Annotated in this window: 11 protein-coding genes and 1 rRNA gene; 7 read left to right on the forward strand and 5 right to left on the reverse strand. The window is 71.9% G+C overall.

Annotation, left to right across the window (positions count from 1 at the left end; translation table 11 throughout):
- Positions 1-4: 4 nt before the first annotated feature.
- Entirely contained in the window at positions 5-1,420 is a 1,416-nt protein-coding gene (locus ABZ951_RS21870) for a serine/threonine-protein kinase (RefSeq protein ID WP_361280492.1), read from the reverse strand.
- A gap of 406 nt (positions 1,421-1,826) precedes the next feature.
- Here ABZ951_RS21870 and ABZ951_RS21875 point away from each other — a divergent pair, with 406 nt between their 5' ends.
- The 6 genes from ABZ951_RS21875 to ABZ951_RS21900 all read left to right on the forward strand — a co-directional run bounded on the left by ABZ951_RS21875 (position 1,827) and on the right by ABZ951_RS21900 (position 9,024).
- On the forward strand, positions 1,827-2,138 hold the full coding sequence (locus ABZ951_RS21875; RefSeq protein ID WP_344098015.1) for a hypothetical protein: 312 nt from the start codon (positions 1,827-1,829) through the stop codon (positions 2,136-2,138).
- A gap of 228 nt (positions 2,139-2,366) precedes the next feature.
- Entirely contained in the window at positions 2,367-3,236 is an 870-nt protein-coding gene (locus tag ABZ951_RS21880) for a hypothetical protein (RefSeq protein ID WP_344098014.1), read from the forward strand.
- A complete protein-coding gene (locus ABZ951_RS21885) occupies positions 3,226-4,578 on the forward strand; it encodes a hypothetical protein (RefSeq protein ID WP_344098013.1) in 1,353 nt (450 codons plus the stop codon). Before ABZ951_RS21880 ends, ABZ951_RS21885 begins: the two co-directional genes overlap by 11 nt.
- 2 nt (positions 4,579-4,580) lie before the next feature.
- Positions 4,581-6,134: an SCO6880 family protein gene (locus ABZ951_RS21890; protein ID WP_344098017.1), complete on the forward strand. Its 1,554-nt coding sequence runs from the start codon at positions 4,581-4,583 to the stop codon at positions 6,132-6,134.
- Positions 6,135-6,144: 10 nt separating this feature from the next.
- Positions 6,145-7,563, forward strand: coding sequence for an ATP-binding protein (locus ABZ951_RS21895; RefSeq protein WP_344098012.1), 1,419 nt, complete (start codon positions 6,145-6,147; stop codon positions 7,561-7,563).
- A 3-nt stretch (positions 7,564-7,566) separates the two neighbouring features.
- Positions 7,567-9,024, forward strand: coding sequence for a type VI secretion protein (locus ABZ951_RS21900; protein WP_361280495.1), 1,458 nt, complete (start codon positions 7,567-7,569; stop codon positions 9,022-9,024).
- Between the two features lie 28 nt (positions 9,025-9,052).
- Here ABZ951_RS21900 and ABZ951_RS21905 read toward each other — a convergent pair whose 3' ends face one another.
- From ABZ951_RS21905 to ABZ951_RS21915, 3 genes are all read right to left on the reverse strand, one after another.
- Positions 9,053-10,228, reverse strand: a complete 1,176-nt coding sequence (locus ABZ951_RS21905) for a serine hydrolase domain-containing protein (protein ID WP_344098106.1) — start codon at positions 10,226-10,228, stop codon at positions 9,053-9,055.
- A gap of 101 nt (positions 10,229-10,329) precedes the next feature.
- Positions 10,330-11,016: a response regulator transcription factor gene (locus ABZ951_RS21910; protein ID WP_344098107.1), complete on the reverse strand. Its 687-nt coding sequence runs from the start codon at positions 11,014-11,016 to the stop codon at positions 10,330-10,332.
- The gene (locus ABZ951_RS21915; RefSeq protein ID WP_344098109.1) at positions 11,013-12,254 is read right to left on the reverse strand and encodes a histidine kinase; all 1,242 of its coding nucleotides are present in this window, start codon (positions 12,252-12,254) and stop codon (positions 11,013-11,015) included. Before ABZ951_RS21915 ends, ABZ951_RS21910 begins: the two co-directional genes overlap by 4 nt.
- A 21-nt stretch (positions 12,255-12,275) precedes the next feature.
- Between ABZ951_RS21915 and ABZ951_RS21920 the strand changes: the two genes are divergently transcribed.
- Positions 12,276-13,334: a hydroxyacid dehydrogenase gene (locus tag ABZ951_RS21920; protein WP_344098111.1), complete on the forward strand. Its 1,059-nt coding sequence runs from the start codon at positions 12,276-12,278 to the stop codon at positions 13,332-13,334.
- Positions 13,335-13,414: 80 nt separating this feature from the next.
- Here the strand turns inward: ABZ951_RS21920 and rrf are convergent.
- Positions 13,415-13,502, reverse strand: a 5S ribosomal RNA gene (rrf, locus tag ABZ951_RS21925); the annotation flags it as partial.

Genomic DNA, 13,502 nt, shown 5'->3' on the forward strand with positions numbered 1-13,502 from the left:
CCGCTCAGTCGTCGCCCTTGTCGTCCTTCTTCTCGCCCTTGCTGTCCTTGTCTCCCCTGTCGTCCTTGTCGCCTGTTCTCGGCTTCTCCGACGTGCTCGGCCTGGTCTTGGGCTTGGACCGCTCGGACTGCGACGGGCGGGGCGTGGCGACGGCCGACGCGGACGCCTCGGCGGGGACCACGCGCGTGGTCTCGTCGGCGGCGCCGGGGCCCTGACCGGCAGGCCGGTTCGTCCCCTGGCCGGGCTCCCGGAGGGCCGACTCCGACGGCTGCGCCTCGGGGCGCTGCGTGTCCTCCCCGCCTTCCGCCGCGAACACGGACGCGCCGATCAGCGCCGCCACCACGAACGCCACGGCCCCGGCCGCCACGGTGATCAGCACCCGGGGGCTCCGTATCCCCCGGGAGGCCCCGCCCTTGCGCCGCGCCGCCGCCGGCCGGCTCGCGGGCGCGGGGACCGGGGTGGTGGGCGGGCCGTGCCGCCGGGCCGCGGGCGGCATCTGCGCGGGGGCGGGCACGGCAGCGGGGACGGTCATGGGCGCGGGCCCGGGCGGGGGCGCGGGCGCCGGCTGCGCCGCGGGCGCGGGCATCGGCACGGCGGCCGGGCGGGGCGCCTCCCGCCAGGACGTCCCGGCGAACCAGTCCGCCACTTCCTGGGCCGAGGGGCGCTCCTCCGGCTGCTTGGCCAGCATCCGCAGCAGGTACGCCTCGAAGGCCGGGGGCACATCGGCCCGGTGCTGCCGGGGCGGCACCGGCGCGGCGTCGACGTGGAGGTAGAGCAGGGCCGTGGGGCTGTCCGCCCAGAAGGGCGGCTGCCCGGCCAGGAGCTGGTAGAGCACGCACCCCAGCGCGTACACGTCCGACGCGGGGCCGGCCATCCGGCCGAGGGCCCGCTCCGGGGCGAGGTAGGTGCTGGTGCCGACGATCTGGCCCACTCTGGTGAGCGCGGTGGAGGTCTCGTCCACGAAGCGGGCGATGCCGAAATCGCCGATCTTCAGGGTGCCGTCGGCGTCCAGCATCAGGTTGCCCGGCTTGACGTCCCGGTGGACCACTCCCTGCCGGTGGGCCGCCGCGAGACCGGCGGCGGCCTGCGCCGCCATCCCGGCGACCCGGTCGGGGGCGAGCGTCCCGTACGTGGTCAGCTCCTGGGCCAGGCTCGGGCCGCGGACCAGCTCCATGACGAGGTAGAAGCGCCCCTCCCAGGCGCCGAAGTCGTAGACCGCGACCACCTGAGGGTGATTCAGGCGGGCGGCCGTCTGCGCCTCCAGCCGGAAGCGGCTCGCGGCCGATTCGTCGGCGTCGTCCCCCAGCAGGAGCTTGACGGCCACCTGACGGCCCAGCACTTGATCCTGGGCCTGCCAGACTTCGCCCATGCCGCCGCGGCCGAGGAGCTCGCCCAGCAGGTACCGATCGGCAACCAGCACCCGAACCACCCTTGATCTCGACGCCCCCGATGCGCCGGACACAGGCGATGAGTGCGATGCATGCGATGAACCGGCCCCGAGGCCGCACGGCCCGGTGGTCACCCGGGCGGCGCACACCCCAGCGTACCGACCGAACACATTGTCGTCTGAACATCCCCACGGCCCCCCGCTCCGCCAGTCATTGCCCGGCGTCCATGCGCGTGATACACAGAGTCACCATAGGGCTCCCCACTGACAATGCCCCGCGCCGCAGGTCAGGCCGGTGCCGAGGGAGACGCGTACGGGTTCGGGCAAAAATTGACGCCAAGTCGACATGCTTGGGCGGGATCATCAGCCAAGATAGGTCCCGACCTTTGCCGCGCGGCGAGGGGCGAGAGAACAACCCATAAGGGGCGGTGAGTTACAAATGTTTATGGCAGCCGGCGACAAGGGCGACATCAACACCATCATTGGCGGGATCGCCCCCAACTGGGGCCCGTTCAGCAACCTGGGCAAGGAAGCCCAGATCATGGTCGAGGTCGTGATGGCCGTGGCCATCCTGCTCTGCCTCGCCATCGCGATCTGGGGCGCGGCGAAGCAGCGGATCGGCGCGACGGCGCTGCGGGACACCTTCAGCGCGGAGCAGGGCAAGGGTTTGATCGTCGCCGGCCTGACCGGTGTGTTCATCATCGGCTCGCTCGGCACCCTGTTCACCATCGTCTACGGCATGGCCATCTGACCCGTTCAGCCCGGCCGGCCCACCGGCCCCCGACCGGCCCGCGCGCCACCCGACGCGCCGCGCATCATCCCCGCGCAGACCCTCTCGTCCCCGAGTCCCCCCGCACCGAGGCTGCCACCTGATGCCCCCTCACACCCCCTCGTACACCTCCCCCCAGAACCCCTTCGCGCCGCTACCGTCATATGCGGGTGCCATTCCGGCGACGATGCATGAGGGGACGTGCGCGCGATGAGCCTCGGAGACGACGGCTACGGCAACGGCCAGGACACCGGGCGTCCGGGTGGTGACCACCGCGACTACGGCGGGGACCGCCACCTGACGCGCACCCGCCTGCCGGAGGGCGAGGGCGAGTCGCACCCGTCCCGGCGCGGCGGCCGCCCGCTGTCCAGCCGGAATCTGGTCACGGTCGTCGGTGTGATCGTGCTCCTCATCGCGGCGATCGCCTTCGCGAATAGAGGAGGCGGCGATTCCGCATCGGATGAGGCGGGTGGGGGCGGAGGGGCGAGTGCGCAGCCGACCGCGCCGACGGGGACGAGACCTGTGGACGGGAAGGCGGGGGGAATCGCCACCGGGTTCGCCCGTACGGAGCAGGGGGCGCAGTCCGCGGCGGCGAACTTCGCGGTGGCGCTCGGCGGGGACGGGATGTTCAAGACGGAGTCGCGTCACGCGATCGTGGACACCGTCTATACGGCCGATGCCGCACCGGCCCTCCAACGGGAGCTGGACAAGGCATACAGCCCGAACTTCTTCCAGAACGTCGGGCTCGGCGCGGACGGCAAGGCTCCCAAAGGTCTGACCTTTATCTCGCGCACGATCCCGGTCGGGACAAAGGCCGCCTCCTACAGCGACACCGAGGCCACGGTCGAGGTCTGGTGCACGGGCATGGTGGGGCTGGCCGGGCAGGGTTCGACGAAACCGGTCACTCAGACCTGGTTCACCATCACGCAGAAGCTTCACTGGGTGAACGACGACTGGAAGATCGCTTCCTCCCAGCAGAAGCAGGGGCCGGCGCCCATCAGCGGTGATGTTCGCGCCTCGGCAGCCGACGAGATCACCAACGCCGTCAACGGGTACGGAGGGTTCACTTATGCCAGGTAGCCGCCGTCACCGTGGCCTCTCGATCACGGCGGCACTGGTGTCCGCCCAGTTGGCGGTGCTCACGCTGGCCTCGAAGGCCGCCGCGGCACCGTCGCCGACACCTACCCCTGCGCCGACGCCGTCGACAGCGCCTTCCGGCGCCCCCTCGCCTTCACCGAGCGTGAGCCAGGGCAAGGATCCGTGCGAGCTCATCGTGGGGCTGGCAAAGAGCTACTGCCAGGGCAAGGACGGCGAGAAGAGCCCGTCGGCCCCCACCCCCGACACCCAAACCCCCTTAGACCCCGCCGTCTCCCTGGCAAAAGGCTGTGCCGACGCCGCCTCCTGGATCATCCGGCAGCTCTCCAAGGCCGTCCACGCCACCAGCAACGTCGACTTCACCAACGGCACCTTCCTCCGTCAGTACGCCGTCGTCTTCGCCGCCTCCACCATCCTGACCCTCGTCCTGTGGCTGCTCGCCGTCGCCAAGCGCGCCGTGCGCGGCGTGCCGTTCACCGAGGCGCTGACCGAGGCCATCGGGTTCCTGTGGCTGACCGTGCTGGCCTCCGCCTTCACCCCGCTGGTGCTCTATACGCTCGTCTCGGCCACCGACGCCGTCACGGAAGTCATCTCCAAGGGCACCAACGCGGACAACGAGGCGTTCTTCACCGCCTTCGCTGACGCCCTGAAGAAGGGGGACGACATAGGGGGCGGCCCGATCATGCTGATCGTGGTGTCCCTCGTCTCCGTGCTCGCCGCCGGCGTCCTGTGGCTGGAGCTGGTGATCCGGGCCGCCCTGCTCTACGCGGGGGCGCTGCTCGGCACCGCCGTCTACGCGGGGCTGGTCGACAAGAACATGTGGGGGCACGTCCGCCGCTGGGCAGGCATCATGATCGCGGTGCTCCTGGTCAAGCCGATCATCATGATCGTGCTGGGCCTGGCCGGCGCCCTGTCCGGTGACAAGGGCCCGAACTCCTTCTCCGCCGTCGTGTCGGGGCTCGCGATCATCATCCTCGCCATCTTCGCCAGCGCGATGATCTACCGCTTCGTCCCCGGGTTCGGCGACGAGATCGTCAGCACCCGCGGGGCGAGCAAGGACGCGGCGTCCCGCCAGTCCGCCGCCGTGATCTCCTCACCGGCCGCCCTCGTCAAGCAGGGCATCACCACCCACTCCGCCCGCGGCGGCCAGGGTGGTGGCGGCGGCAACGGCCAGAGCCGCCCCACCCACTCCGTCTCGGGAGGCGTCGCCGCCCACAGCACGCGCGCCCCGGCCCGCGCGGACGGCGGTGGCGGAAGCGCCAAGCCCGGCGTCCCCGCGCCCCGCGCACAGAACCGCAGCAATTCGCCAGGAGGTGAGCGGAGTTGACGATCCAGGCCCAGTCCCAGCCGGTCGCGGCCCGCCGGACGTATCTGATCGGCCGCGCCCGCCCCAACGCGGTCGTCGGCAAGAACCGGGAGACCGGCGAGATCGCGCTGATCATCGCCGGGGCCTTCCTCGGCATGATGAGCGGCCTCCTGGTGCCCGTCCTGCCCCTGCGGATCCTGTCCCTCACCGGCTTCCCGCTGCTGGCGCTCGCGGCCGTGTACATCCCGTACAAGGGCCGCACGTTCTACAAGTGGTTCGAGATCAACCGCACGTACAAGCGCACGCTCCGCCGCGGCACCACCTACCGTTCGACGGCCTCCGAGGCCGGTACGCGCCTGGACGGGCGCGAGGTCGAGGTCGGCCCGCCGCCGGGCATCGGGCGGATCAGCTGGCTGTCGGCGCCCTTCGGGCCGGACGAGATCGCCGTGCTGCTGCACGCCGACCGCCGTACCGTCACGGCCGCGATCGAGATCGAGGGGCCGGGTGTCGGCCTGCGCGACTCCGAGGACCAGGAGGCCCTGGTCGACCGGTTCGGGACGCTCCTCAAGCACGTCGCCAACGGGGACGGCTACGTCACCCGCCTGCAGATACTGGCCCGGACGCTCCCCGCCGACCCCGACGCGCACGCCAAGGACGTCGAGCGGCGCGGTGACGGCAAGTCGCCGCAGTGGCTGAAGGACTCCTACGACCAGCTGCAGTCGATGGTGTCCACCTCCTCGGAGCAGCACCGCGCCTACCTGGTCGCCTGCATGCACTACACCCGTGAGCTGGCCTCCGAGGCGCAGGCCATCGCCCGCGCCTCCCGGCACGACGGCGGCAAGCGGAAGCTGGACCGCGACGGCGGCCTGGCCGTCGTCATGGCGCGCGAGCTGACCGACATCTGCGCCCGGCTCGCCGAGGCCGACATCCGGGTGCGGCAGCCGCTGGGCCAGGGGCGGCTGGCGTCGCTCGTGCACTCCATGTACGACCCGGACCACCCCATCGACCACATCCAGGCGATGACGCAGCGGAACGCCTGGCCGGCCGAGCTGGACGCCATGGAGCCGAACTACCTCCAGGCCAAGACCCGCGAGTCGTCAACACGCGCCCCCTGGTGCCACTCCACCGCGTGGGTGAAGGAGTGGCCGATGACGCCCGTGGGCGTCAACTTCCTCGCCCCCCTGCTCGTCCACACCCCGGACGTGATCCGGACGGTCGCGGTCTGCATGGACCTGGAGCCGACCGACGTGGCCATCGAGCGGATGCTGACCGAGAAGACGAACGACGACGCCGACGCCTCGCGCGCCGCCAAGATGAACCGGGTCGTCGACCCCCGGGACGTCGCCCACCACTCCCGGGTCGACCAGCGCGGCGAGGACCTCGCCAGCGGCGCGGCCGGGGTGAACCTCGTCGGGTACATCACCGTGTCGTCGCGCTCGCCCGAGGCGCTCGCGCGCGACAAGCGGACCATAAGAGCCGCGGCCGGCAAGAGCTATCTCAAGCTGGAGTGGTGCGACCGCGAGCACCACCGGGCCTTCGTCAACACGCTGCCGTTCGCGACCGGCATCCGACGATAGGGGCAGTGCCGTGCTCGATCCGCTCGCCGCTCTGACCGAGTCCTTCACGAGCTTCCTGTTCGGGAAGGTGGAGACGACCCGGCTGCCCGTCCGGACCTCCACCGGCCAGGCGCAGGCCGTCTACCTCCCGACCGCGGCGCCCGGCCTCGGCGACTCGGGTGTGATCATCGGCCGTGAGGTGTACTCCGGAAAGGGGTACATCTACGACCCCTTCCAGCTGTACGGGCAGCAGTTGCCGGCCCCGCACTGGCTGGTCCTCGGCGAGTCCGGCAACGGCAAGTCCGCCCTGGAGAAGACGTACGTCCTGCGGCAGCTGCGCTTCCGCGACCGGCAGGTCGTCGTCCTCGACGCCCAGGGCGAGGACGGCGTCGGCGAGTGGAACCTCATCGCCCAGCAGCTCGGAATAACCCCCATCCGCCTGGACCCCACGGCCGCCCGCAACGGCGGCATCCGGCTCAACCCGCTGGACCCCTCGATCACGACGACGGGTCAGCTGGCCCTGCTCCGCACGATCATCGAGGTCGCGATGGGCCGCGGCCTGGACGAGCGGTCGGGCTTCGCGCTCAAGGTGGCGCACGCGTACGTGAACGAGACCATCCTCGACCGGCAGCCGGTGCTGACCGACATCGTCGAGCAGCTCCGGCACCCGGAGGCCGAGTCCGCGGAGTCGATGAATGTCGACATAGACGACGTACGGGCCTGGGGCCTGGACGTCGCCCTGGTCCTGGACCGGCTGGTCGACGGCGACCTCCAGGGCATGTTCGACGGGCCGACCACGGCGGGCATCGACCTCGACGCCCCACTGATCGTCTTCGACCTCTCCCACATCGACCGCAACTCCATCGCCATGCCCATCCTGATGGCGATCGTGGGCGTCTGGCTGGAGCACACCTGGATCCGCCCCGACCGCAAGAAGCGGATCTTCCTGGTCGAAGAGGCGTGGCACATCATCAACTCCCCGTTCGTCGCCCAGCTGTTCCAGCGGCTGCTGAAGTTCGGCCGCCGGCTCGGCCTGTCGTTCGTGGCAGTGGTCCACCACCTGTCCGACGTGGTCGACGGGGCGGCGGCACGGGAGGCGGCCGCCATCCTCAAGATGGCCTCCACCCGGACGATCTACGCCCAGAAGGCCGACGAGGCCCGGGCGACGGGCCTGGTCCTGGGCCTGCCGCGGTGGGCCGTCGAGATCATCCCGACCCTGACGCCCGGCATCGCCGTCTGGGACGTCAACGGCAACGTCCAGGTCGTCAAGCACCTCATCACCGATGTCGAACGCCCGCTGGTCTACACCGACCGCGCCATGACCGAGGACGGCGACGACCTGGCCCGCGAGCTCGCGGACGAGGCGGCGGCGGCCGAGCGCGCGGCCGCCGCGATGGAGGTCCACCTGGCCGACGGGGCCTTCGGCTCCTCCGAGTCGACGGTGGCCTGACCGGTGGCCCGTTCGCGTTCCATAGCCGACGAGCGACCCGAACGCGGCAATCCTGATGTGCTGCTGCTCGGCGGCATCGTCGCCGTGCTGGTGCTGACGCTGCTGGTGTGGGTGACGACGGGTTTCGCGGCGCTCCTGGCGCACGGCTCCCTGCCGGACGGCGTCACCCTCGGGCGGACGCCCGCCGCCATGCGGCACCTGGCGACCCAGCCGGCCGACATGGCCGCGGCCTGGCCGGCCACCGCACCCGGCGCCCTCGCGAGACCGGGGCTGTTCTGGGGCATCCTCGTCAGCGAGATCCTCGTCTTCATCGTCCTCGCGGTGTTCGTCATCGGCACGCTGCTGCGCTGGCGGGCCGTTCGGGCCCGGCGCAAGGAGGAACGGCTGGCGGCCCGCCGGGCCTCCTGGGAGGCCGACCGGGCCGCGCATGCCGATCAGGCCGCGCATGCCGGGCACGAGGCGGCGGCGCCCCCGCCCACCGCGCCCCCGGCCGTGCCACAGCCCCCCGCCGCGGCCGCCGTGCCGGCTCCCCGCGCCCCCGTCACCCCGCGCGTCGTCTACGGCGCCGACCGCGGCGACACCGCCCTGCGCGCCGTCCTCGAAGCGGCCGGCCCGGTCCTGGTCACCACCAGCGACCCGGCCCTGTGGGCCGACACCAAGGACTCCCGCGCCAAGCTGGGCCCCGTCCACGTCTTCGACCCGGGCCACCTCCTCGACACCCCGGCCCGGTTGCGCTGGTCCCCCACGACCGGTTGCGCGTCCCGCGACACGGCAGCGGCGCGCGCCACCGCGCTGCTCGCTCCCGTACGCCCCCTGAGCGCCCTGGACTCGGCCACGGCCGACACCGCGGAAACCCTCCTGCGCTGCTGGCTGCACGCCGCCGCCGTGGACGGCCGCCCGTTCCGCCAGGTACACCGCTGGGCCCAAGGGGCGGCGGCGCACGAGCCCGTACGGATCCTGCGCACCCACCCCAAGGCGGCCGGCGGCTCGGCGGGCGAACTGGAATCGGCGCTCACCGGACACCCGGAGCGGCGCGACATGGCACAGGAGCTCACGGCCCGCGCGCTGCGCGCCCTCGCGTCCCTCCATGTGCGGGACGCGTGCAACCCGAATCGAGCCGATTCCCTCGCGTGGGAATCATTCATCGCCGAAGGGGGAACGCTCTACGTGATGGGTGAGGCGATTGAGGATCCCCGGGCCGCCCCGGGCACGATGCCTCTGCTGACCGCACTCGTCTCAAGCGTGGTCGAGCGCGGCCGGGGCATGGCCGAAGGGTCATCTTCCGGTCGGCTCGACCCACCACTCACCTTCGTCCTGGACGACGTGGCCGCCGTGGCCCCGCTCCCCACCCTCCCGGAGCTGCTCACGGACGGCCCGGACCAGGGCCTCCCGGCCTACGCCCTGATGCGCTCGCAGGAACAGGCCCGCACCCGCTGGCCCCACCGCGCTCTGACGCCCTGACCCGTGGCGAGCCTCCGGCCGGCCGTCCTCACTGCGCCGGCCGCAGGCCGAAGGCGGTCGCGATCCGGACCATCGTGGGGTTGGGCTTCTCGGCCTTGGCCTCGGTCGCGTTGACGGAGTAGGTGAGGGTGCGGGAGAGGTCGCGCGTGGCGGCGAAGCCCGCGAGGTAGCCGTAGCGGCTGCCGGTCTTGCCCCACACCTCGGCCCCGTCCACCGTCCCCAGCAGGGTCAGCCCGCTGGAGTACACGGCTTTCTTCTTCTCGTTGGCGGGGTCGGTCACGTCGTAGGCGGGGACGGCCGGTGTCGTGAACATCAGCTTCAGCTCCGGCTCGGGCACGATCCGGCCGCCGAAGAGGGCGGTCATGAAGCGCTCCAGGTCCGCCGTGGTGCTGACGAGATCTCCCGAGGCCCAGGTGCCCGACTGGCTCCACTCCGTCACGTCCACCAGCCGGTTCTTCTCCAGCTGATAGCCGCGTGTGTGCCGACCGTGGATCTTCGGGTCATTGCCGGGGCTGTAGGTCCCCTTGAGGCCGTTGGGCTTGATGACGCGGTCCCGTACCTCTTGTTCGTACGAGCGTCCGGTGACCTTCTCGATCAGCAGCCCCAGCACGTTGTAGCCGATGTTGGAGTAGTGCTGTCTCGATCCGGGGGTGAACATCATGTCCGCCGTGACACTGCGCCGCACCAGCTCGCGGTGGCCCCACGTCGTGTACCGGTGCTCGTCGAAGCCGCCCTCTACGGGAACGGTCGGCAGGCCGCTGGTGTAGTTCAGCAGTTGCTCGACCTTGATGTCCGGGTAGCGCGTCGGCAGCAGCCCGGGGAGGTACTGCTGAACCGTCCCGTCCAAGCGCACCTTGCCCTCGTGGACGAGCTGGAGAGTGACGGCCGCCGTGAACGCCTTGGTGACGCTCCCGGCGCGGAAGCGCCCGTCGCCCCTGGGCGCCCGGCCCGTGCGGCGGTCGGCCACGCCCGCGGTGCCCTGCCGGCACCCGCCGCTGCCGCCCATGCGGACCTGTGCGCCGGTCGCGTCGGCCGCGGGCAGGCCGCTGATCGCCTGCTGCACGAGCTCGGCGGCCGGGGCCGTCCGGCAGACGGTGTGCCCCCGAGGGGCGGCGGTCGCGGCGGCTCCTCCCCCGGCCGTTCCCATGGCTATGGACGCGGCTACGGCCACGGTGACGGCGATGCCCGCGCGGCTGACGTACATGACGGTTCCTCCGATGGTCGGCGTGAGCGCTCCCGGCGCCCTCCCATCCTGGTGAGCCGCGCCGCCCGGCGGATCGCCGACGCGAGGGGTTTCCGCGGGCTTCAGACTCCCTCGCGCGAGGGAGTCCCGTCCGGGACGCCGGGCGCGATGAGCCCGGTCTCGTACGCGCAGATGACCGCCTGGATCCGGTCCCGCAGCCCCAGTTTCGACAGCACGTTGCTCACATGGGACTTCACCGTGTGCTCGCTCACCACCAGCGCGGCCGCGATCTCCGCGTTCGACAGCCCCCGCCCCAGCAGGACGAGCGTCTCCCGCTCCCGCGCGGTGAGCACACCGAGCCGGGCGTCCACCCCCGCGGCGGACGCTCCGCGCCGGGTGCAGTCGGCGACCAGCCGCCGGGCCACCGAAGGGGCGAGCAGCGAATCGCCGGCGACGACCACCCTCACCGCGTGCACCAGATCGGCGCGGCGCACGTCCTTGAGGAGGAAGCCGCTCGCACCGGCGTGCAGCGCCTCGTACACGTAGTCGTCCTGGTCGAAGGTCGTGAGCATGATGGCCTTGCAGGCCGTCTCCGCGCACACCGTCCGGGCCGCCTCGATGCCGTCCATCCGCGGCATCCGGATGTCGAGCAGCACCACGTCGGGCGCGTGCCGTCGCACCGCCTCGACCGCTTCGGCGCCGTCCCCCGCCTCCGCGACGACTTCGATGTCCGGCTGGGCGCCCAGAATCATCGCGAAGCCGCCCCGCACCAGCTCCTGGTCGTCCGCCACCACCACACGGATCGTCAACTCGCCACCTCCGCCGCTGAGCAGACCATGTCCGGCAGTTCCAGGGCAACGCGGTACCCGCGCCCGTCCGGGAGCGGGCCGGCCGAGGCCCGCCCGCCGTGGGCGGCGGCGCGTTCCCTGATTCCGACCAGGCCCCGCCCATCGCCGCCCGGGCCCCCGCGCCCGCCGGTACCGTCGTCGACCACCGTCACGGTGAGGCCGTCCGGCCGCCACAGCAGCCGGACGGACACGGTCTGCGCGCGGGCGTGCTTGATGACGTTGGTCAGCGCCTCCTGCACCACCCGGTAGACGGTCACCTGGGCATCCGGCGCGAGCTGCCGCACCTGCCCTTCCCTTCGGAGCCGGACATCCAGGCCGGTGCGCCGGACCTCGGCGACCAGGGCGTCGAGGCCGGACAAGGTCGGCTGCGGGCTGCGGGTGGCGTCCGGACCGTCCTTGAGGACGCCGAGCATCCGCCGCAGCTGCACCATGGAGTCGCGGCCCGCTTCCGCGATCGCGTCGAACGCCTGCTCCGCGCGGTCGGGATCGGACCGGACGACGAGCGGCCCGGCCTCCGCCTGAACGATCATCAGGCTCACGGCGTGCGAGAGGATGTCGTGCATCTCCCGGGCGATGCGGGCGCGTTCCCGCTCGGCGGCCCGCTCCGCCTCCGCCTGCTGTGCCCGCTCCAGCTCCGCGGCCCGCGCCTCCACGGCCTTCGTGTACGCCTGCCGGGTGCGCGCCAGCACCCCCAGCGCGTACACCATGCCGAAGAGGAAGAACGAGGACAGGTACTCCCGTGCCGTATTGGTGTGCAATGCGGTGCTGACGACGATCAGCGGCAGGCCCAGGCAAAGGGTGACCCGGCGCTGCCACACCCCGGCCTGGGCGGCGACGGTGAAGAGCGCCACCAATGGGTTGTAGGGCAGCGGCTGGCCGGGGCCGTCCATCGGCAGGTACGCGAGCCCGGCGACCGTGATCGAAAACAGTGACAGCAGCGGGGCCCTGGTGCGCCACAGCAGGGGCACGACGGCGAGCGTCGTCATCCCGTAGGAGGGCCAGGTGGCGGGCGGCACGTCGGGGGCACGGGGCACGACGAAGGGAATGGTCACGGCGGCCTGGACCAGCACGGTGATCAGGGCGTCGACGGCGAAGGGACCGGCCGAACGGAACCTGCGGAAACCCGCCTTCAGGGGGCGGAGCGGAAGCGTCGCGGCGTGTCTCCGGGAGGCTCGTACGGGTCTGCTGGTGCTCTCCATCCGCTGATGATCACTCACGGCATGGTGGGGGCCAAGGCGTTTCGTCCCACCCGGCCCGGGCATGGGCCGCACGTGGACGGTGAGCGGTCGGCGGTCGTGGTGGTGGCCATGGGGGCCGACGCGGCCGCGGCCGTTCTGCCCGCGGAATTGCGGACGCGTCTGGGGGAGTGCGCTGAGCCGTTTCCCGGGGTGTTCACGGGGCCGCTGACGACGCCGGAGGCGCGGGTGGCGCTCGGCGGGGCGGGCATTCTCCTCACCGGGTGGGGGTGCCCGGCGCTGACGGAGGACGTGCTGGGGGCAGCTCCGCGGCTGTGGGCCGTGGTCCATGCCGCGGGGTCGGTGAAGTCGTTGGTGACCGAAGCGGTTTGGGGCCGGGGGATCGTTGTTTCCTCCGCGGCCGATGTCAACGCGGGTCCGGTCGCCGATTTCACGCTGGCCGCGATCGTGTTCGCCGCGAAGGGCGCTCTGCCGACGGCCGCGGCCTACGCGAGCGGCTGGCCGGCCTTCCGTGACCGGCAGGGCGCGGATTCCCGCACGATCGGGGTGATCGGTGCCTCACGGGTCGGACGGCGCGTCATGGCCGGGCTGCGGGCTTCCGCGGCCGGTTTCCGGATCCTGCTGCACGACCCGTACGTATCGGCCGCCGAGGCGGCCGCCCTGGGCGCCGAGTCCGTGTCCGCGGCGGATCTGTGCCGGTCGGCGGACATCGTCACGGTGCATGCTCCGGAGACGCCCGAGACCCGGCATCTGCTGGGCGCGGGGCAGTTGGCGCTCATCCGGGACGGTGGCACGGTCATCAATACGGCGCGGGGTTCGCTCGTCGATACGGAGGCGCTCACCCGTGAGTGCGCCGCGGGCCGGCTCGGTGCATTTCTGGATGTCACCGATCCGGAGCCGCTGCCGGCGGGGCACCGGTTGTTGTCGCTGCCGAATGTTCTGGTGACTCCGCATATCGCGGGCGCGCAGGGCAGCGAGGCCCGGCGGCTGGGCGCGTTCGCCGTGGAGGAAGTAGCCCGGCTGGTGCGGGGAGAGCCGCTGCTGGGACAGGTGGTGCGGGATGACCTGGGGCGCCTGGCGTAAAAGCCTTCGCCTGTTTTACCGGGAAATGCAGAAAGCCCCGGTAGGAACCGAAGTTCCCACCGGGGCTTTCATCAAAATTTGTTCGGCGGCGTCCTACTCTCCCACACGGTCCCCCATGCAGTACCATCGGCGCTGAAAGGCTTAGCTTCCGGGTTCGGAATGTTACCG

The sequence above is a fragment of the Streptomyces sp. NPDC046215 genome, from assembly GCF_040646215.1.
Taxonomy (GTDB): Bacteria; Actinomycetota; Actinomycetes; order Streptomycetales; family Streptomycetaceae; genus Streptomyces; species Streptomyces stramineus.

What these genes read in the sequence shown, in the direction of transcription:
- ABZ951_RS21875 (WP_344098015.1), top strand. Translation starts at nt 1,827, where the DNA reads ATGTTTATGGCAGCCGGCGACAAGGGCGACATCAACACCATCATTGGC.
- ABZ951_RS21880 (WP_344098014.1), top strand. Translation starts at nt 2,367, where the DNA reads ATGAGCCTCGGAGACGACGGCTACGGCAACGGCCAGGACACCGGGCGT.
- ABZ951_RS21885 (WP_344098013.1), top strand. Translation starts at nt 3,226, where the DNA reads ATGCCAGGTAGCCGCCGTCACCGTGGCCTCTCGATCACGGCGGCACTG.
- ABZ951_RS21905 (WP_344098106.1), bottom strand. Translation starts at nt 10,228, where the DNA reads ATGTACGTCAGCCGCGCGGGCATCGCCGTCACCGTGGCCGTAGCCGCG.
- ABZ951_RS21915 (WP_344098109.1), bottom strand. Translation starts at nt 12,254, where the DNA reads ATGGAGAGCACCAGCAGACCCGTACGAGCCTCCCGGAGACACGCCGCG.
- ABZ951_RS21920 (WP_344098111.1), top strand. Translation starts at nt 12,276, where the DNA reads ATGGTGGGGGCCAAGGCGTTTCGTCCCACCCGGCCCGGGCATGGGCCG.